Genomic DNA, 20,728 nt, shown 5'->3' on the forward strand with positions numbered 1-20,728 from the left:
AGCTTTTTGGGTCAATCCACTTTCTTTCCACTGCTGCACCGCCTGGCGCATTTGTGCTACTTTCTTCATCCTGCAAAGAAATAGTAGATTTAGGTGAAAGTAAAGATGGGGTTGGTCAGGCGCTTACCAGAAAACTTGCAGTAGCTGAATTAGCCGTGGGTGTAATTGCCGAAACATAGATTTGGCGGCGCGTGGAACTTAGAGTTGATCCTGTATTGAATTTATACTTAAGATCCTTAAATATAGTCCATTCCATAAACGCATTACCAATGCCCCTAAAATTTGTATTATGATTACTAATACTATTCAGCACAGCTACAGGGTTATAGAGGTTGGTGGTAAAGAGATCATTACTTGTAAGGAAGTTTGCCTGCGTGTATCTTCCATCAGGAAGGGTATACGGCATTACGGGTGGCATAAGTAAAGCTGAATAAACCGGACTCGGAATTGATACGCCATAGGCGTTATCAATAGATCCGGGATAATTTCCTCCGTTTGGAACGCGGTCCTGCACCACAAAATTCGGTGCGATATTGACACCTAATTTAAGCCTGGGATTTAAACGGGCATCCAGATTGAACCTGAGGCCGTAATTCTTGAACCCACTGGTTATTTCAACCCCGTCCTGATTTAGAAAACTGGCTGAAAGGTTATAGGATATAGATTCTGTTCCTCCTGCGGCAGAAAGATTGCCTTGCGTCATACCCGCATTTTCGAATATAGCATCTTGCCAATCTGTTTCGCCCTGGAACAATTCATTTTGTAGGACGTTGGCTGTCCCCTTCCGCTGAGCTTGTAGCAGGGGTTGAAAGGATCTGTATTCGTCTGCATTAAGCAGTTCGACCTTGTGCGAAACTTGCTGTATACCAGAGTACAGTGAGGCATTAAATCTCGGTTTACCCTGTTTACCGCGCTTAGTTGTTACAATGACAACTCCATTTGCTGCTCTTGATCCATAAATTGACGCAGAAGCTGCGTCCTTTAAAATATCTATGGACGCTATATCGGCAGGATTTATAGTGCTGAACTGACTGGCTGATTCGAGCGGATAACCATCAACTACATAAAGAGGAGAATTGCTGCTTCCAAGAGATCCAAGGCCTCGAATGGTAATTGCTGGTGCTTCTCCTGGTTGCCCGCCAAATGAAGAACTTATATCTACACCCGGGGCTTTAGCTGCCAGAGCATCACCCAGCGTTGCTACCGGAAGCTCTCCAACGTCCGCACTCTTGATCGTAGTGATTGCTGTTGTAATCTTCTTCTTTGTCTGGTCTCCATATCCTATTACAACTACCTCATTCAAATTAGTACCAGGCCCCGATCGTAAAACCACATTGATCACTGACTGTGTATTCACTATTACTTTTTCCGTTTGAAAACCAACAAAGGAGAACTGCAACGTTGCTCCTTTCGGCGCAGAGATCTGGTAATTGCCGGAAGCATCTGCTACTACGCCGCGGGTAGCTCCCTCTATTTTAATGGAAGTACCGGGGAGGGGAAGACCTTTCTCATCTACAACTTTACCCTTTATTAAGATATCCTGTACCTGGGCAGGAACAAGACTCACGAGGTTATCTCCAAAAACTTGTGCAGACAGACTTGTGCCTTCCAAGATTTCATCAAGTGCAAATAATGCTGGTTTGTTTTTCACAGAAACTGTCACCAGTTTGCCTTTGGGCAGCATTGACTCATCATAAAGCAATCTTATTTCCCCCTGCAATTCCAACTGCTGTAATGCCCTTTCAAGAGGTATATTTATAAATTCCAGCGTTACTTGCTTGTTCTGTGAATATCCAACGGCAGAAACACGCAGACAAAAAATGAGCGTTAGGAAAAAAACGAGTTTAAAGGTGTACAGAATTTTTTTGCGCAGAGCTATGCAAGGGACCTTTTCTTTAAGTCCTTTTTTCATACTTTCGAGTTCTTTTAAGGTTAATAATTCGACAAGGAGAGGTCTGCTCTCCCGTAATGTTAATCAAAGCGGAAGTATGGCCGTACTTCCGCTATTTTTTCCTGGTGAATTCTCTCTTTAGTAAATAATTATGTCATCTCCATTTTTCTTAAATTTAAAGGGTCTTACTGAGCTCATTGCCTTCAGTGCTTCTTCGATTGACTCGTTCTTTAATTTACCGGTGTAGCGGTATTGTTTTACCTTTTCGTTCTCAATCTTTATTTTCACATTGAACCATCTTTCGAGGCGAAGGCTAAGGGTTGCAAAAGGCTCATTGGTGAACACCAAATCGTTTTCGATCCAGGCAACTTCTTCAGTGTATAATTTTTGTGCTATTTCTACAGGTTTAACTTTTTGAAGTGACAGTGTTTGGACTACCCGTCTGGCTCCAATTTTATTCTGCCCACCCATGTGTTCTGCTAAGGCAAACTTTTCGTTTGGTCTCAAAATAAATCTCTGTGATGTTCCATTTACATCCAGCTGGATTTTTCCTCTGATCAGGGTAGCTTCTGTACGTTGATCATTAGCATAGGCCCTCACATTAAATGCAGTTCCAAGCACTTTTACAGATATCTTATTGGTGTGAATAATGAAGGGATGTGCTTTGTCTTTGACAACGTCAAAAAATGCCTCACCTACCAGTTGAACCTCTCTAGATGGCCTGTCACTCATTTTTTCATCGAAGGACAAGTTTGTTCCTGAGTTTAGCCACACCGTGGTTCCGTCTGGCAGGGTGATTCTCTTTTTAACCCCCATTTCTGCACTTACCGTAACTATCACGGAAGTGTTGTAGATTCTGGAGGAATAATACCAAGCCGAAGCAAAGGAAATTATGAGGATGCACGCGGCTGCATACCATACCCATGGGTATGAGGGTCGAATTGGGATCAGTTCAGGTTCAAAATCTATTTTATACTTTAAACGATGCCTCTCAAAATCGGTAGCGGTGACCTCCTTGGACCCAACCTTCCATAAGTCTTCAAAAGCTTGCTTGAGATCCATTTCTTCAGGATGCAACTGCCAGTATGTGTTTAAATCTTCTAGCTCTTGTGCAGTTGCCTCTCCCGATAATCTACGAGCCAACAGTTCATATAATTTTTCCTGATCCATTAAGCTTATTGCCCTTTTATAACAAGGACGAGAACAAAATGAATTCTCCCTAGCCGAATCTGAATTTTTTTAGCATTATAACAAAATGCCTTAAAAAGCAGAACTTCAACTAATGGTCGTACTCTTTCTTTAAAAAAAAGCCAATCTTCTTCATTGCACTTACCAGATGGGCATCCACAGTTTTTACGGAAATACTTAGTACCTCCGCTGCCTCCTTATAGCTTAGCTGTTCCTCCCGGATTAAATGAAATACAAGTTTACATTGAGGAGGAAGTGAGTTAATAGCAGAGGTAATTTTAGCCTTAAGCTCGTTAGTAAGTACGATATTTTCAGGAGAATTTTCATCGTGCTGGAGATCGATATGGATGTCTTCCAGTTGCTCAAACCGATTCTTCTTTACTCGCAGCAGATCGAGACATCTGTGCCTTGCAAGAACGAGTACATATACCTTAATATTCCTGATATTTGACAATTTGTTCTTGTTTCTCCACAAGCTGATCATTACATCATCCCCCAACTCTTCTGCTTGCTCATAGTCGCGTAAATAGCTTATAGCGAATCGCTTTACCCCTGGATAAAGCAGCTGATAAAGCTCCTTATAGGCTAATTCATCCTTCTCAGTTGCAATAGCCTGGATGAGACGATCATATTTCGCCTGGGCTTCTTCCATCCTACAACCCTAAACTAGAATTGAAACTTGAAGGAGACTATACAACGGGATCAAAACAGAAGCAATATTTGCATGTAGACATTTATTCATTTTTCACTGTGAAGAGCGTGAGAGACATTAAACACAATTGCTTGTGAAAGGAACATTTCAAACATAAGAGATTAAGCCCGAGCCTTCAGAGGTATTAGATAAGCTAGGTTTGCATTTTATTCAACTGAATTGGCTGGGTCTTAAGCTCGTTTATTCGCTGAATATTCAGGCAATATGTCAATTGTGTTCGCTTCAACTCTTTAAAAGTAAAACCGAGAATATTCAGCATCTAATTTGGTAACGATTGATATGGAATGTGTTGAATGATTAACTACAGGACAGGTTGTGATAAGAAAAATATTTTATCAGAATTTGTGAATTTAGTTCACCAGGAAGTAGACTATCCTGCAAGCATTGCCTTTCGAAGCCGTATTTCTATTTCCAAGTATTTTGATATTAATTGTATGCCTGGACTTTTTGAGTTCATCGCCTAAAATAAGATACCAGGGAAGGTGAAGGCTCTTACTCCAGGGCGTGAAGAGATCTACCGTTACAGGCTTTCCTCCATCGATGCTGTATTCAATTGTTCCGGCATCCGGGCCGGAATTAACTGCCAGGCCAATAGTGCTACCTTTAAATTCAAAATCCAGTTCGGCACCGGCTTGAGTACCTTCAAGTATCGGACGACTGTAAAAGCCTGGCCTTGCTCTCACACCATCTTCTGGTTTCCATTCATCTATAAATGAAAAGCCGCTTTTCAGTATAGCTTTTTTAATAGGAGCATATCTACCCTTCTTGTAATTGTACTGATCCAGGGCACGTGGAACTTTAGCCTTTTTTAATTTCGTAGGGGCTGGTTTATTTTCAGCTTGTAGCTGGAAAAGACGCTTGATCGAAGAAAAGTAAACTTCCTGACCGAATGGAGATGGATGAAGATCCTTAAAATCCTCCTTCCAACTGAATTCCCCTGCCCTGATCCTTTCGGTAACTTCTGCTGCGAAATTGATAAAAGGCACCTTATACTCTCTTGCAATTTCCTGATGAACCTTAACCTCTACGGGGATAAGTCTTCCATTATAATCTTCAATCTTCCGTTCGTCTGCGAAAGCCATAAGAACTAAATTGATATAAGGGTTGGTTGAAAACGCTTGCCTTACTATTCCCTCTAAAGACCTTATTTGCTGAATTTCAGGAGTACCATTTCCTCTATCGTTCACTGCAGCTTCAATAAACATCAAATCGATCCTCCCCTTTTTAAAAACATCTTCCCACACTCTAAATGCGTGAGGAACGCTTCCAAGAGAAGGTATCCCTGCATTAATAAAATTAAATCTGACATCTGGATAGCAGTTTTTCAGGTATTCCCCTACCTTATCCCGCCATCCGGGATTCCTGGTGATCGATCCTCCCAAAAAAGCAACGTTAACCTGCTTTGTCAGCCTCAGCTGCAAGAAGAAGTTGTTCAAGCCACCAAATTGTTGAATGAACTGCTCTGACCGAATAGGTCCTGCATCATTTCTAACCTGAGCGTTTAGTGTTATAGCGGCTATAAAACAAAGCATTAATAGAAACTTTTTCAGCATATTAATTTGCATTAACTGGCTCCAACACTATCGTTTTTAATTTAAACAACTCTTTCCCCTTATTCAATGGCCTGCATTCCAAAGTGTATGTCCCCGCCTTCGCAAAGCTGCTTGTAGCTATGGTATGCTTAATGAACATCAAGGGCGCGCTTTTGTCAAATTCAGAACTACGAAGTGTCCTGAATAAGAACCGCGTATCATTTACCAACAGAACTCCCTCCTGTTTGGCGCTTTCCTGAGGACAGGCATATTCTAGTATAATATGATAATCACCAGGATCCTGAATGTTAATTGTAAAGCTTGCAGCGTCTGTCGGGTCTTTCATTCCGGTAACACAAGTAGCATGCTTCCAGTCGCCATAGTAGTGACTGTAGGTTAACGGTTTTATTTCCGCACTACCCTGTACTTTTCCATAAACAGCATCTACCGAATTCATAGCGAACTGATTTGAAACAGGAACTGGCGTAGTAAGATCATAAGGAGCGATCTTGCCTGTATACTCAATCACGAACACTGTGTTAGCGGCAGTTTGATCAAAAGCGGGCAGATCCAGGATCAGCTGATTCCCCTTCTTTTTAACCGGAACTACTTTTCGCCCCTGAAGGGTATAAGCAGAACGAACGGCGGCTTCAAAGCCCGGGATTATCAGCTTTCCATTATGCGGCCGGTTAAAAACATGCAGATATTGTTTCCCTGGTTTTGACGTTGACACTCCCCAGGGTTGCTGAGGAATAAGTCCATAGGTTGTTCCGTAAATACTTTCACCATTCCGGGCGAGCCACTTGCCTGTTTCCTTCAAATATTTTTCTGAGTATTCAGGTATCCTTCCGTTACCATCCGGCCCTACATTTAACATCAGATTTCCCCCTTTAGAGGCGACATTCGCCAATAAACGAATGATCTCTAAGGGACTTTTAAAGTTCATATCATGCTTGATATAGCCCCAGGAATCATTATGCGTGTAGATAGACTCCCATGGTCCCATGATTGGTGTAGTTGGCAGCTCCGAGTCGCCAAAATCCCGGTAATCTCCCAATCCCTGACCCACCCTGCTGCTGAATAAGCAATTAGGTTGCAAACGTCTCAGGCCATTCACAAATTCTTCAGTCTGCTGCCTTGTCATTCCCCCCGGAGTATCGAACCAGATAATTCCTAAGGGACCGTAATTGGTCATTAATTCTTTCAACTGAGGGATTGCCTTCTGATCATAATATAACTGATAGTTCTTCTTTTTCTCATCAAAATCCCAGCTGTTCTTACCTCCATTTGGCTCATTCCAATCCTGAAATTGAGAGTAATAGAATCCGAACTGAATACCTTTTTTCCTGCTGGCAGCTGCAAGGGCCTTCATGGGATCTTTTTTGTAAGGCGTGGCATCAACAATATCAAAATCCGTAACTTTTGAATCGAACATAGAGAAGCCCTCATGATGCTTTGCCGTTACTACCATATACCGGATACCAGCATCTTTTGCTAATTGAGCCCAATCCTCAGCATTGAAGGCTACAGGGTTGAATGTTGCAGCAACTTCGCGATACTCTTTAACCGGAATTTTAGCTTGATTCATGATCCATTCACCGCTCCCATAATAATTTTTATCTTTCCACTCTCCAGCAAGTTTTGAGTATAAACCCCAATGAATGAAGAGACCGAATTTTGCATCTTTAAACCAGCCGATATTCGGGTGCTCTTTTCCCGAGCTCCTGCTGTCCCACATTTCATCCATTGTTTGAGCTTGCATACTTCTGTTCAGGTCCAGGACAAGTAGCGCAAGGATAAAACCTCCTTTCAAAATAGCTTTCATAATTATTTCTGTAAAATGATATTCCTGTACTTATCTACCGACTTGCCCAGTCCCCCTTCCTGATGGTACCCCTTTGCCCTGAACACAAAGGCGTAAGGCTCATACAGAGTTGCACATGATGCGTTCCCGTTTTTTAGGTAATGATAGGATCTCCATGCCTCATCATAGCGCTTCAGGGATTGGGCTATTTCTGTCTTGTTGTAAGACCCGGTCTTGTCTCCTTTAAATCCCAGCGCCATAATATTCCAACCCTCAGCAATGATTTTGTGAAGCAAAAGCCCGTAAGTACAGGAAACTTGAATATAATCCTGATCTGACTTGCTTTTCAGTTTCACTTCCCTGCTTAATTTTTCGATCTTCTTCCATAACTCTACCGCTTCGTACTTTTCTTTTACTGCAGCATCGAGAATTGAAGCTGCGTACAGCTTTTCAAATGCGGTTTGTAAAACAGCTCCATCTGTTCCGCTAAGAAATTGGTCCCTTGTCCACCATACCCATTTCGCATCCCAATCTATTGAAGCGCTGTTATGCCCTCTCAATACAGCTTTTGAAGATAGAAGGCACAATTCCCGGAATTTTTTTCTGCTATTCTTGCTGAAACCATTTTCGTCCATAAATTGATTGAAAACCTCCTCTTCTGTCAGCGGGGTATTTTGAGCCCAGCGGCTAAGCACAAATGCATTCAAACGAGGCCAGAACTCATTCGCGATATAAGGGCCAACCCAGCCCCCTCCCCTGCTCCAGGTCCAGATTCCCTTAAATTGAGCAGTCTGCCTCATTTCCTGCACACTTTTAAGTCCTTTCTGGGGCTTATTCCCAGAGTATTCCTCAAAACCATTAATAACTCCTTCTGCTACGTAATTAGGGTAAGCGCCCTTGCCTTCGTATTCACGTTGGCACTGCACTTCGACTATCTGGGGATGCCTGCCTATACCGAGCGTAGGATTGAAATCAAGCGTACGGTGGAAATCACCTTTTGTGTGTTTAATAGAAAATATAAGGTTGGTATGAGGAGTTATCCGATCTGTTACATTCAAGTAAATACCCGGCTGTTCGTGCATTCCTGCTGATAGCCAGGTGCGATAAAAAATCTTTTTATCCCTTTTAACACAAACTTCCTCTCTAAGGAGATTGATCAGTTTAATATGGCTTTCAATACCTTTCGTGATTGGGTTATTGCCTGTATGATAAGGAACATTATTGAGGTAGGTTTCTCCGGTGCGAATAACAAGGCCGTCCAATCCGGGGAAGGTATCAAACAATTCCTCAATCATGATCTTATGTATCTCCACCGTCCTGGGTCGTTCAAAGGAGATCTTCCCGTTTTCATCCACCACCTGATCATGATATAGTTCGACAAGTCTTTTGGGAAGCACTATAATATCGGTAAAGTAATAAACCTTGATTCCCGCTTTATGCGCACGGTCTATATTTTGTCTTACCTTTTCTGCAGCTGCTAATACCCAGTCCCTTTCCTTACTGCCTTTTGGAAATATCCGGGAATCGAGCTTGTCGAAAGTCAGCGCTGCATGAGCAAAGGTAAAATCATTAACAACCATGCTATTATAACCACAATGCTTCAGGTACTCAGGATCAGAAAATTTGGTTTGGGTTAAGGGTTCCCCGGGGTTGTGATGAACCATATCCAAAATAAACAGACCGTTATCCTGGGAATTTCCCGGAGATATTGAAATGATAGCTGCAAAGAGAACAGCTAAACAAGTGCGAAAACATTTCTTTATATTTCTATTAAAAGCCATTGAAATATTGCCTTTAGGGAAGCTTCAAACTTAAGAGATTTGACAAGAGGGCTTAATACTTCAAAATAGCTTTTTATTCAACTGTATGAGCTAGAGTAGAACCTGGTGGAGATAGATAAATGTTACTTTTACTTAACCTTCGCCTGAGCTGTTCAGGGAATCTGCAAAAAGCTTCGGACTCTTACCAAATTGCTTCTTAAAGCAGCGGCTGAAATAATAAGGATCGCGGAAACCTACCTGCTCCGCTACTTCAGCAACTGTTAACTGGGAGTGCTGGATCAGTTCGAGGGCTCTCTTCATCCGGTGCAGGGTAATGAACTCTGTGGGAGAATGGCTGGTTAGTTTGGATATCTTTTTTTGAAGTAGGCTGGAACTCACGCACATTTGATCTACCAGCTGACTTACTCCAAAATCGGCGTTGGAAATATTTTCCCTGATGATACTTATCACTTTTTCGATGAACACTGCATCCTGATCATTCAATTCGGCTTCAACGGGAATATCTTCAGCTGAGGAAGAAAAGAGCTTTCTTAAGCGATTCCTGCTTTGGATAAGATTACGCACCTTAAGTTTGAAAACGTCGATATCAAACGGTTTGCTGATATAGTCGTCTGCGCCTGCCTCAATTCCTTCAATCTGGCTTTCAACATCGGCCCTGGCTGTAAGCAAAACTACCGGTATATGTGCTGTTTTAACATTGTCCCTCAGTTTCTTCAATAACTCTACCCCGGTCATCACCGGCATCACTACATCGGAAACTATAACATCTGGTGTATATTTTATGGCAGCTTTTAGTCCCTCTTCTCCATTTCTGGCTTGTGTTACTTTGTAAGTAACAGACAGCTGACGGGTTACGAAAGCGAGAAGTTCTTCGTTGTCTTCAACAATAAGCACATGCTCCAGGCCTTTTTCATTTGTGTTCCCCATTTCACGATCCTCACTTTGCATTCCATGACCAAGCAGATCAGATACCTGTTCTTTATCGTAGATCAAATCAGGGACCTCAGGATTTTCCTCTATTTCAGTTGCGTAAACCTGTTTATCAATAGGGATCCTCACTGTGAACTCCGATCCTACCCCCACCTGGCTTTTTACAGCAATAACACTTTTGTGCAGCCGAACCAGTTCCTTCACAATAGAGAGCCCGAGACCGGTTCCTTTGGTATCTACATTAGTTATTGATTCACGGTAGAACTGCTTGAAGACCTTGCTTAAATTATCGTCTGCAATCCCAATACCCGAGTCTCTAATAGCAATTTCTAAATAATTTGAATCCGGGAGATATTTACCAAAAGAAACTTCGCTTCCTGATGGTATAGTTCCCTTGCCTAAGAGACGCGTATGCACACTTATTGTTCCGCCAGCAGGTGTATAATTAAAGGCATTTGATATCAGGTTGAACAGAACCTTTTGCAGTTTTGTGGAATCAACCCATCCCTCTGCCTGTTCTGCACCGTGATCAATAAAAAAGTCTATCTGCTTTTCTTTTGCCAGTTCAACAAATAATCCTGCGATCTCGTCTGCAAGAAGAAGGAGGTTAATATGTCTTACCCTTAAGGGGAAATTCCTGTTCTCCAACGTCCGGAAGTCCATCAGCTCGTTGATGAGATGAAGCAGACGACCTGCGTTCCTCTTCATTACCATAAGGTTCTCCTCGGCCTCCTCCGGCTTCACCTTCTTAGATAAAAGCTTATTTAATGGACCAATGATAAGCGTTAGCGGGGTACGGAATTCGTGCGATATATTGGTAAAGAACTGTAGCCGGTATTCACTGATCGCTTTGATCCGGCTGTTGAGTTTCATTACCTCGTCCCGGTTCTCTTCCAGCTCTTTGTTCTGCTTCCGGATCACCTCGGTGCGCTGCTTCACCATTAGGTCAAGCTTTCGCTTTTGCATCCTCAAGCTCTTCGTTCTATAGTAATAGAACCATACGGCAGCTCCTATCAATGCCAAGATCATCAGGAACTGGAAGGTAGCAGTTTGCCACCAGGGCGGTAATATTTCGAGTTTTAAGGCTACCTCATCTTTACTCCAGACACCATCATTATTGGACGCTCTTACGCGGAAAACATAAGTTCCGGGCTGTAGGCCGGTGTAGGATGCTGAAGTTTTACTACCCGGAACGTTCCAGTCCTTTTCAAGGCCTTCCAACTTATAAGCGTACCTGTTGTTCTCAGGGGAAGTAAAACTTAAGCCTGCAAATTCGAATTCGATAAATGACTGATTGTGCTTAAGCGTTATCTCTTTCTCAAAACCAATGCTTTGATTCAATGGAGAACTGCTGGAATCAATTGTTACTGGTTTATTAAAGATTTTTAAATCGGTAAGAACAACCGTTGGAACAAGTGGATTTGCAGTGATACGTTCGGGATAGAAATAGTTAAAGCCGTTGATACCGCCAAAGAGCATTGCACCATCCCGACTTAAATAACAAACGCCCTTCTCAAATTCGTTACCCTGCAGGCCATCATGAATATTAAAAACATTGATCTTAGATGTAGAAGGATCAAATTTAACAAGTCCGTTAACCGTACTTATCCATAAATTATCCTGTCTATCTGTTAGTATCCCACAAATAATATTAGTTGGAAGTCCATCTTTGGTAGTATAGACCTTAAACTTTCGGGTAGCGACATCGAAGAAATTAAGACCATTATTAGTAGCGATCCATAGATTTCCTTTACTGTCTTTTCGTATGGAATTAACCCGGTTATTACTAAGACTATTACCTGAGTTATTTTTGGCGTAATGCGTAAGTTTTCCCGTTTTCCGGTTATAATGGTACATACCATCAAAAAGGGAGATGAAATAGATCTCGTCTCTATTGTACTCGACCATCTCGCGCACCGATGCCATTTTTACTCCCTTTTGCAGCGTGCCCGACTGAGGGTCGAGGATGTAAACCCCTGTAGTTGTGGCTACCCAGATCTCTCCATACTGATCCTTATGCACCATTCCTATTCTTCCCGGATTTATAAGGGGACCGGATTCCAGCCTAACTTTTAAATGGCTAAAGGTTTGAGCATTTTTATTGAAGATGAAAAGACCACTATTGTTTGTCCCAATAAGAAGCCTGGCATCATCAATCGCTGTAAGCGTTAATACATTTCCATCTGTAAGCCCTGAAGATAATTTTGGATTACTCCGGTAATTTACAAAGGTTCCTGTTTCTGGATTGAATTTACTAATACCCCCTTCATCACGGGTACCTACCCAGATTTCACCCTTCGAGTCCTGATAGAAACATCTGACGTTACTGTTGAAGATACCGCCAGGGCGGAAATTAACCTTGTAATGAAGAAAATTTTTTCGATAGGGATCATAATAATTCAATCCTGCATATGTTCCAATCCAGATATAACCCTTTCTGTCCCTGAAAATAGCAGTTATTGCATTGCTGGTAATGCTGTTAGGATCTTCGGGAACATTGGTGTGCGCGCTCAAAAAATCAACCTTCTTATCCTGATGATTATATACAAATAGTCCTCCACCATCCTTAGCCCCGATCCAGACATTTTGGTGTTCATCTTCAGCTATCCCTGTAACATTATTTGTAAGTAAGGAAGAGCCCTTCTTAAAATGGTTGATCAATTTTCCATGCTGGTCCAGCTGGTAGATACCCTGGTCACCGGTAGATATCCAAATATTTTGCCGGCTATCTTCATTTATGCTCCTTACATTGATCTTTTCCTCAGGTACCCTGACCTTTGCAAGGGAATTTTTTCGTGGCTCATAGATCAGCAAGCCATGACTGGAACCGATCCAAACTCTTTGTTTAGCATCCTCATAAATGTCGTTTACTACCTCCCTGCTAACGAGACTGGTTTTGTTGAACACCGGGATATTTGAGTTGGAGATCTTACGGTTGAAATAGAACAAACCCTTATTGGTGCCCACCCAGAGATGTCTTCTGCTATCCAGGAAAATCTTAAAAACTCCGGTGTCAAAAATTAGAGTATCGCGGCCAGAAACTTTAGGAACTGAGGTATAGAAGCGCTCCTCCTTCCGGTTGAAAAAGGTGATTCCCTGCCTGGTACCGATCCATAGGTTTCCGTTGTCAGGATCGCAGGATATTGAATTAACATAGTTATCAGGGAGACCATTCTCTGCCTTATATATTTTGAAACGAACCCCGTCATAACGTGAAACGCCATCTTCTGTTCCTGCCCATATAAAGCCAAATTTATCTTGGGTTACACAGTTTATTTTATTTGATGAAAGGCCCGCATCCCTTGTTAAATGTTTGAAATAAGGTTGCCCCACCTGAGCATAACAGATCTTGAAACTGCACTCCAGCAGAAGCAGAAAAAAGCAAAAAAGGATACGTGCAAAATTTCTCATCCTAAGTAAAGATCGCTGTCAGGACAATGATAAATGTACTACTATTCTAATGATAAACGGAAATTAACTCCTTTAATTTTCGTGGATCAATTATTCAGTTGACCTAAGTATCTAGATCAAAAATCGGATTCTACTTGCCTTAAACGCGCATTTTTCCGTTTTTATCCATTAGCATTCCGGTTCTGTCCATTCTTCCTGAAAGACCATATACCGTCCTTTGATGATGAAAATCGCGGGAAGCAGAAGCATTCAGGCTTTATAAGGAATTATCCTTCATCCTTCTCGCAAGTACTGTTGTAACCAATTATTCCAATCGTTATGAAACCTCAATTATTAAGACTTTCGAAGGAGCCCACTCAATCTTTTACAGTTAGGCGCGACCTGGTACCTGATGTAAATAACAAATGGCATTACCACGCCGAAATTGAACTTATACATTTCAGTAAGGGAAAGGGAACTCAATTCGTGGGAGACAGTATTAAACACTTCCAGTCGGGCGACGTAGTACTGATCGGATCGGAACTCCCACACCTTTGCAGGTTTGATGAGATTCACTTCGAAAAGGCTGCTACCCATCCGGTAGATACCCGGGTAGTGCACTTTCATCCGAATTTCTGGGGTGAACCATTTACCAACCTTCCAGAAAACAAGATCTTAAAAGACGTTCTTGAAAAAGCAAAAAGAGGTATCAAAGTTGGCGGTCAGGCCCGTAAAGTGGTGGCTGAACTTATTGAAAAAATGCTTCAGGTGGATGGATTGGAAAGAATGCTGCTATTAATTCAGGCTTTGCATGAAATTGCGAAATCTTCAGGAATAACAGTTCTTTCCTCAATTGGCTTTAAGAGCGATTACCGCGAAAGCGAGAAGATCAGTGACATTTATTCTTATACCTTCAAGCATTTTAAAAAGAAGATATCCCTGGAAGAGATCGCTGAAATTGCTAATGTTAGCCCGAATTCGTTCTGCCGTTTCTTTAAGCAGAAAACGGGTAAGACTTACTCGCAATTTATTCTAGAGCTAAAGGTAGGACATGCCTGTAAACTTTTGATCGAGGATAATTTTACAGTGAAGCAGATTTGCTATGAAAGCGGCTTTAACAACTTCGCAAGCTTCCATAAGTACTTTAAGGTGATCACCGGAAAAAGCCCTTCTGCCTACCAGAAAGAATTCTTGAAAAAGAATAAGGTTATTCCGATGTATTACAATGAGCTGCCGCAGTATAAGGAAGCGAAGTAAGGCCCTCCTTGTACGGGAAAGGCTATCAGGATCTCTCCTGGAGTCGGGATGACAAAGTCTCCCACCTTGTCATCCCGACCGTCCTGTTTGTCATCCCGACCTAAGGAGGGATCTTAAAGCGCTATAAATACTCTTCAATCTCCTAAATCAAACATCTTTTCCATTAGTATCCATTTCTCCCCGGGCTTGGTTCCAGGTAAGGGCTTCTGATATTTCCACATCAGCTCTTCCCACTCCTGCACTCTTGGATTTGCAGCATCCATGGCTGCTTTTTTGCGGAATGTAAAACCTTCCTCTACATCCATTAAGAGGAAAAGCCTTGTTCCGTACCGGTAAATTTCCATGCCTGAAATTCCGGAACTTTTAATACTCTCCTTTATTTCTGGCCATACGTTTTGGTGCCATTTAACATACTCTGCTATCAAACGTTCATTATCTTTCAGGTCCAGCGTAAAAACATGTCTTGCCATAGATATTTATAGATTAAGAGTAAGTTACATTACGAATTCTCTTTAGACATTCGTAGTGTTTAATTAGTGGCGGTTATTTCAATTACGGAGCTGGTTATTGCTGCTACTTTACCGGCGGAAAGGTTAAGCCCAACCTTCATTAAGTAATCTCCGCTGAATACTTCTCCATTTTCGGGAAGGACAGATTTAGCATCAGGCATCATATTAATTTCCTCGATCCGGTAGTTCTTGTCCGGATCCAGGCCGTCTAACTTCACCTTACCCAAATATTCTTTCCGGCGGAAATTGAGGATGTAATTGAAAAGGATGGCTTTATTCTTATGCTTATCTGCATACATCAAAACGGCACGAGGCTCTTCATACGGAGAAATCAGGCGATACAGATCACCGAACCAGATCACGTCGCTTATTCTTTTGTAGGTTATTACGGCTGCGTTACTGAATTTAATTTCCTCTTCGGTCATATTCTTCACACGGATATCGTATCCCATCTTACCCATCATCGCAACATCTGTTCTGAACTTGACCGGCTGTTTCCCCATAGAGGTTACATGGCTTGAAACAGTTAAGGCAGGAAAGAAGTTAAGATATCCCCATTGAATAAACACCCGTTCAAATCCGTCAGTATTGTCACTGGGCCAGAATTCGGTAAAGTATTTAAGGGCTCCGTAATCTGTTCTTCCTCCTCCACCCGCGCAAAGCATGATCGGTAAGTGAGGGTATTTATTTCTTAAACGTGCCATCACATTATAAAGGCTCCTGGTGTAGTCGATATAAAGGTTCGATTGCTTGTTCTTAAGATAAGGGGAGTAAGCATTAGTCATCATCCGGTTGCAGTCCCACTTAATGAAAGCCACACCAGGATTCTTTGTTAATAGCTCATCCACCACGTTGTACACAAAATCCTGAACCTTGGGATTGATCAGATCGAGCACAAGCTGATTCCGTGAAAGACTTTCTTCCCGGTTTTGGAGTTTCAATACCCATTCGGGATGTTTTTCATACAATTCGCTCTTCGGACTGATCATTTCTGGTTCCAGCCAGATACCAAATTTTAGGTCCTTGGCATCAGCTTGCCTAACGAGATAACCAATGCCTCCCGGAAGCTTCTTTTTATCTTCCTGCCAGTCACCAAGTGCTGTTTTATCAGCATCACGCGGGTATTTATTGCCGAACCAGCCATCATCCAATAAAAACAGATCAACACCCAGTTTCTTTGCTCCGTCAAAAAGCTCTACAAGGAGATCCTGATTGAAGTCCATATGTGTAGCTTCCCAATTGTTCAGCAAGGTCATCCGCGGCTTATTTCCGTCGAGCACCCCGTAATTTCTTGCCCAATCATGAAGATTGCGGCTTGCCTGTCCCTTTCCCTTCTGGGTATAGGTGAAAATAAACTCTGGAGTTGTGAAAGTCTTTCCTGCTTCAAGCTTATAATCAGAAGCATAAGGATTCATGCCGGAGATCACCCTTAATCCATTCTGCTGATCGATCTCGAAGGTATTTTGAAAGTTACCAGACCAGCCGAGGGTACCCGCTATGAGTTCTCCTTCTCTTTCAGAGGAAGGCTTGTCGAGCGACAAATAAAACATCGGGGAACGGTACATATGAGCTCTGGCCCCAAGCTTGCTGTCAAGGATCTTGATCCCCGTAGTAAGCTGGGTTTCCTTCATTCTCATTTCCGTCATGTAATCCCCGTCGAAATGACTAAGCCAATATTTCGATGCATCAAAATGAAGCATCGCCGAGGCATAATTACTTAGGGTTATTGTTCCCTTTTCCTGATTCTTGATCTCGGTGAAGGTTTTGATGATATCTTCCTTATTGAAGGTCACATAGTGAAGTAGCACCTGGAGAGCATATTGAGGATCCTTTAAAGTAATAATTGTTTCAATGGTATTATCATCCTTCTTAGAGGAGGTATGAGTTACATAACGCAAAGCTAGTGAAGGATTACCATCGGCATGAACAACGCGTATAGCTGGTTCAAAAAGATCTTCCATACCTGCAGCGATATAGGATTCCCGACGGGTTGATTGCACGGCAGCATAATCGGCACTACGGTTAAATCTGGCCCCGAGGTAACTCTGAAATAATTTCTGATGGGAACCTACTGTGAGCACCATGGCAGAGTTACGGGTCTCCAGCACTATTTGTTTATTTGATTGTGACATAACCTCGCCTGAACTTACCAACGAAATGAGTAGTACTAATAAAACGGGTGGCTTTATTTGAATCATGATATATTAAAGAGCCTGAGAATTTGATATGATAATGATGATTAAAGCTTAACTATCTGAGTTTCGCCTTCCTGAATAGTGTATTTCTTAACGTTATTGCCTTTTTTTATCCTGATGTTGAGCTTTTGTTTTCCCACTCTTTCCACGGCCAGATCGAAGACAGTCCCGAAGGCGTTGATATGATTCAGAGCCATTTTATTCCAGTCTTTTGGCAAACGCGGACTCAGGTTGAAGGTGCTGAAACCGGTTGGGCGGATTCCGAAAAGTCCTTCAGTGAATATCCGGCAGTATAAACCACTTTCTGCAGACAGATGTCTTTGATTTCCTTCAGGATAAGCTTCAACTGGGTAAGGCACATGTTCTCCAAGTAATCTCCTTCTTGAATAATATTTCAGAAAATTCATTGCCTTTTCCGTTTCACCAGCTGCGAATACGCCCCTTAAAGCATATAAGGTTGAACGATCCCAAAATGTGGGTTTACCTGCTTCGGTAGCAAGGCCATCTGCTGTCCATAATCTTGGCGAAAACAAGGCATTGATGGTACCCTCCTTACGACTATAAATACCCATGGTTAGTGGGAGACAGATCCAGGCCCTTAAAACATTGTTCGTCTCGTAATATTTGTAAGTATCAAAACCTTCAACATTAGCTCCGAAATACTTTTCGATATTGGTTCTTAGCGAAGTGGCCTGTTGCTCATACTTGTCCGTCTGGGCTTTTGGCTTATTCAACAAACGCCCAAGCATTGCCGCAGAACGCAAAGCATCATAATACAATGTGTTGGTAGACAGGTTGGCTTTTCCTGCGGGAAAACGGTTCTCAAGCTCGTCGCTATCCGAGGTTACAACTCCGTCGCCGTTCAGCTTCCGGTTACTAAATTCCAGACACCATTCTACTAATGGCCATAGCACTTTTGCAGAATCAATGTTTCCGTAAGTCAGGGCATACCGTGATGCGCCATAAGCAATCATTGCCTGGTCTCCCCTGTCGCCTGCACCTTTCCAGAAAGCATCACCTTCAGCAACTATTGAACTTGGGATAGGCTTATAGTCAGGATTCATATATTTAGCAAACCATCGGTAAGCATTCATTGCCGATTTATCACCTACTGGATCTCCCAGGAAAGCGAAAAAAGGATTGATGTATTCGGCCTGATCATTCGCCCAAATCGCCGCGTAGTAAGCTAACCCGCCCGGGCCATGCATATAGCCTCCCTTCGTTTTATAAATACTTTCGGTACCTCTTATTTTTGCGAAAGCGAAAGCTGTATTTAAGATTTTATCGGGAGTTTCCAGCTGAAGACGGTCCATCAGGGATGCTATTCTTTTCTCGCGTGCTACTTGTTCTGCATAGGGGTTTATTGAGAGAGGCTGGTTCGGTGTGTCTGTAGCCAGATAGTAAACAGCATAGCTTGCACTTTTCCCTGGTTGTAAAACCTTTGCACCTTCCCCATAGGAACCTGCAATCACTGAGTGGGAATTACCTTTACTTCTTGCTGCATCTGTACGAGTTTCTTTCTTAAAGTACTCCATCACCACATTCACTTCCTTATCGCTTATATTAGTGAAGACGAACTTCTCAATGGCAAGTGGTTTATCTACTGATGGGAAGAAGCTACGCTCTACTTTCACCAGAGCAGGTGTACCCGCCTGAGCAGTTACTTTCATCACTCCTTTGTGACTTACTTCTGAAATATTGTAAGAAAGGTCTCCAGACCGCCCACTTTTGTTGAGAGAGGTTTTAAGCAAACGGTTGTTAATATAGAACCGGGGAAGATCGCTATCGTTGAAAGTGTAAGATATATGACTTCGGGTATTATCAGGTAACACACGAAAAGTTGGAAAAACAACAGTCCTGGTGATATTCGATCGACCTTCTGCATCTAATCCGTATTCTACCCAGAGGGAAACCTTCTCACCACTCATTTCAATATGGTCGGTATGAGGCAAGCGCCCATCTACTTTCCACAAAATGCTTCCGTCTTGCTGAATTGCCCAGCGATCCTGCTGATCTGTTAGTTTCACCTGTGCATATGAGGTGTGGATTGAAAAATAAGTAAAAGCAAAAAGAAGTGTTTTAAACTTAAAACCTTTAATCATAGAGATTAGAACTTTTAGATTCCCGGGTGGGGTGTCATTGATTTAAATGGATTTAGTTAATCAAGAAGGGCTGCCGCCGACCATAGAATTGGAGCTTGCCCATGCAGGTCGCCGGTTACTCGTTTTCTATCCAGATAATACTGCCTATCGTTTTTCTTATTGGTGCCTTCGCAGACGTCCTTTATGTCGGCATTATGGTCCAGGTAGGAAACTAATCCCAGCCAGGCCTTTCTTACCGCTGGGCTGTATTCTTTTTTATCTAGCCAGCCTTTTTTAACTCCGACTATCATTGCGTAAGTGAACATACCTGTTCCCGAACTCTCTTCCCAGGATGCAGGGTCGTCAATCAATTGCCTCCATAGTCCGCTTGGCGCCTGATATTTAAGCAATGAAGCCATCATATTTTTGTAGCGTTCCATGATTCTAGGCCGGTTAGGATTATTAGCAGGAAGCGAGGTTAGGATCTCCGCCATTCCCGCAGCCATCCATCCGTTTCCTCTTGCCCAGAAGAAAGGTACGTCGGGAGCGTGGTAAAACAGTCCATTTGGTTTTTGTAATGAATCAAGATAAACTACCATTTCCTTTGCCGCACGGTTGATGTATTTTTCATCTTTTGTAGCTCGATAAGCCTGGGCTTGTACAGCATTGATCATGAACATATCGTCGATCCACATCCGGGTTTGCCAGGTAAGACCTTGTTTGTAGTATTCATAAGATTCCGGCTTCACTCTAGGCCCTTCAGGAGGTGCCCATTGTTTGTCGGCAATTCCTTGCCCCATCGCTAAATATTTATGTTCTTTCGTCTGTACATATAATTCAAGGGGAACAGATCCAAACACACAGTAGTCAACATGATCGGGTACAGGAACCATTGATGCTTCCTCTTTAAACAAGGGTTCAAATCGCGCGGCAAGCTTTTGTGTTAATCCTTTATCTTTTGTTGCTCTTGCGAATTTGAGCGCACCATACCATGTACAGGTTTCCGGATAAGAAATACGGGTGGGAGGTGTTGGACGGTTAAAATTAGTGTGAGGAGTTGCAAGAAAACGTTCTGCTACCCGCATTCCAACTTCCTGTGGTGAACTTCCCTTTGGCCAGTTTTTTAGATCCGTTGACTGGGCTAACAAAATACAGGGGCTGCTCATTAACAAAGCAACAGCGACAGAATTTAGTCTTTTCATAAACTTAAAAACCAGGTTTATTATGGCTTTGCAATTAATCGAAAATCGAATAGTAAAGGAGCGTGTAGTTTAGCTTCTGATTCAACTATATTAACATCTTCTACTGGTTCTTTCAGGCCTGAAAAAGCTAAAATAACAGAGCTGTTTGCCAATGTCCGAAAATAAACGGACTGTTCATGTTCCTACATTAGACATACACGCACAATACAACTGAATGCAGATCGGCGCTGCTTCTTCTGATGCGTTCAGCAAACAC

At 42.4% G+C, this 20,728-nt stretch carries 12 protein-coding genes; 1 reads left to right on the forward strand and 11 read right to left on the reverse strand.

The features are described 5' to 3' along the window. Window positions 1-115: 115 nt before the first annotated feature. The 7 genes from J4N24_RS18815 to J4N24_RS18845 form a co-directional block, all read right to left on the reverse strand. On the reverse strand, window positions 116-1,912 hold the full coding sequence (locus tag J4N24_RS18815; RefSeq protein WP_207535276.1) for a SusC/RagA family TonB-linked outer membrane protein: 1,797 nt from the start codon (window positions 1,910-1,912) through the stop codon (window positions 116-118). Between the two features lie 117 nt (window positions 1,913-2,029). Further along, window positions 2,030-3,061, reverse strand: a complete 1,032-nt coding sequence (locus tag J4N24_RS18820) for a FecR family protein (RefSeq protein ID WP_207535277.1) — start codon at window positions 3,059-3,061, stop codon at window positions 2,030-2,032. A 109-nt stretch (window positions 3,062-3,170) separates the two neighbouring features. After that, window positions 3,171-3,731, reverse strand: coding sequence for an RNA polymerase sigma-70 factor (locus tag J4N24_RS18825; RefSeq protein ID WP_207535278.1), 561 nt, complete (start codon window positions 3,729-3,731; stop codon window positions 3,171-3,173). Between the two features lie 410 nt (window positions 3,732-4,141). Continuing rightward, complete coding sequence (locus tag J4N24_RS18830; RefSeq protein ID WP_207535279.1) at window positions 4,142-5,344, reverse strand: SGNH/GDSL hydrolase family protein; 1,203 nt, start codon at window positions 5,342-5,344, stop codon at window positions 4,142-4,144. Window position 5,345: 1 nt separating this feature from the next. Further along, window positions 5,346-7,148 carry an alpha-L-fucosidase gene (locus J4N24_RS18835; RefSeq protein WP_207535280.1) on the reverse strand — a complete coding sequence of 601 codons (1,803 nt, stop codon included), beginning with the start codon at window positions 7,146-7,148 and terminating at the stop codon, window positions 5,346-5,348. Window positions 7,149-7,150: 2 nt separating this feature from the next. Continuing rightward, the gene (locus tag J4N24_RS18840; RefSeq protein ID WP_207535281.1) at window positions 7,151-8,908 is read right to left on the reverse strand and encodes a hypothetical protein; all 1,758 of its coding nucleotides are present in this window, start codon (window positions 8,906-8,908) and stop codon (window positions 7,151-7,153) included. Window positions 8,909-9,040: 132 nt separating this feature from the next. Then, complete coding sequence (locus J4N24_RS18845) at window positions 9,041-13,249, reverse strand: hybrid sensor histidine kinase/response regulator transcription factor (RefSeq protein ID WP_207535282.1); 4,209 nt, start codon at window positions 13,247-13,249, stop codon at window positions 9,041-9,043. Window positions 13,250-13,567: 318 nt separating this feature from the next. Here J4N24_RS18845 and J4N24_RS18850 point away from each other — a divergent pair, with 318 nt between their 5' ends. Continuing rightward, complete coding sequence (locus J4N24_RS18850; protein WP_207535283.1) at window positions 13,568-14,485, forward strand: AraC family transcriptional regulator; 918 nt, start codon at window positions 13,568-13,570, stop codon at window positions 14,483-14,485. Between the two features lie 134 nt (window positions 14,486-14,619). On the opposite strand, the gene J4N24_RS18855 is transcribed toward J4N24_RS18850, so the two are convergent. The 4 genes from J4N24_RS18855 to J4N24_RS18870 all read right to left on the reverse strand — a co-directional run bounded on the left by J4N24_RS18855 (window position 14,620) and on the right by J4N24_RS18870 (window position 20,472). Continuing rightward, on the reverse strand, window positions 14,620-14,955 hold the full coding sequence (locus tag J4N24_RS18855; RefSeq protein ID WP_207535284.1) for an L-rhamnose mutarotase: 336 nt from the start codon (window positions 14,953-14,955) through the stop codon (window positions 14,620-14,622). A 59-nt stretch (window positions 14,956-15,014) separates the two neighbouring features. Then, on the reverse strand, window positions 15,015-17,126 hold the full coding sequence (locus J4N24_RS18860; protein ID WP_242691730.1) for an alpha-galactosidase: 2,112 nt from the start codon (window positions 17,124-17,126) through the stop codon (window positions 15,015-15,017). A 107-nt stretch (window positions 17,127-17,233) separates the two neighbouring features. Continuing rightward, window positions 17,234-19,291, reverse strand: a complete 2,058-nt coding sequence (locus tag J4N24_RS18865) for a glucosidase family protein (protein ID WP_207535286.1) — start codon at window positions 19,289-19,291, stop codon at window positions 17,234-17,236. Between the two features lie 56 nt (window positions 19,292-19,347). Continuing rightward, on the reverse strand, window positions 19,348-20,472 hold the full coding sequence (locus tag J4N24_RS18870) for a glycoside hydrolase family 88/105 protein (protein ID WP_207535287.1): 1,125 nt from the start codon (window positions 20,470-20,472) through the stop codon (window positions 19,348-19,350). Between the last annotated feature and the right edge of the window lie 256 nt (window positions 20,473-20,728).

The sequence above is a fragment of the Desertivirga arenae genome (assembly GCF_017355785.1).
Taxonomy (GTDB): domain Bacteria; phylum Bacteroidota; class Bacteroidia; order Sphingobacteriales; family Sphingobacteriaceae; genus Desertivirga; species Desertivirga arenae.

Bases quoted from the DNA above. Each gene is read 5' to 3' on its own strand.
- J4N24_RS18815 (WP_207535276.1), bottom strand. From the start codon at position 1,912: ATGAAAAAAGGACTTAAAGAAAAGGTCCCTTGCATAGCTCTGCGCAAA.
- J4N24_RS18820 (WP_207535277.1), bottom strand. From the start codon at position 3,061: ATGGATCAGGAAAAATTATATGAACTGTTGGCTCGTAGATTATCGGGA.
- J4N24_RS18825 (WP_207535278.1), bottom strand. From the start codon at position 3,731: ATGGAAGAAGCCCAGGCGAAATATGATCGTCTCATCCAGGCTATTGCA.
- J4N24_RS18830 (WP_207535279.1), bottom strand. From the start codon at position 5,344: ATGCTGAAAAAGTTTCTATTAATGCTTTGTTTTATAGCCGCTATAACA.
- J4N24_RS18835 (WP_207535280.1), bottom strand. From the start codon at position 7,148: ATGAAAGCTATTTTGAAAGGAGGTTTTATCCTTGCGCTACTTGTCCTG.
- J4N24_RS18840 (WP_207535281.1), bottom strand. From the start codon at position 8,908: ATGGCTTTTAATAGAAATATAAAGAAATGTTTTCGCACTTGTTTAGCT.
- J4N24_RS18845 (WP_207535282.1), bottom strand. From the start codon at position 13,249: ATGAGAAATTTTGCACGTATCCTTTTTTGCTTTTTTCTGCTTCTGCTG.
- J4N24_RS18850 (WP_207535283.1), top strand. From the start codon at position 13,568: ATGAAACCTCAATTATTAAGACTTTCGAAGGAGCCCACTCAATCTTTT.
- J4N24_RS18855 (WP_207535284.1), bottom strand. From the start codon at position 14,955: ATGGCAAGACATGTTTTTACGCTGGACCTGAAAGATAATGAACGTTTG.
- J4N24_RS18860 (WP_242691730.1), bottom strand. From the start codon at position 17,126: ATGTCACAATCAAATAAACAAATAGTGCTGGAGACCCGTAACTCTGCC.
- J4N24_RS18865 (WP_207535286.1), bottom strand. From the start codon at position 19,291: ATGATTAAAGGTTTTAAGTTTAAAACACTTCTTTTTGCTTTTACTTAT.
- J4N24_RS18870 (WP_207535287.1), bottom strand. From the start codon at position 20,472: ATGAAAAGACTAAATTCTGTCGCTGTTGCTTTGTTAATGAGCAGCCCC.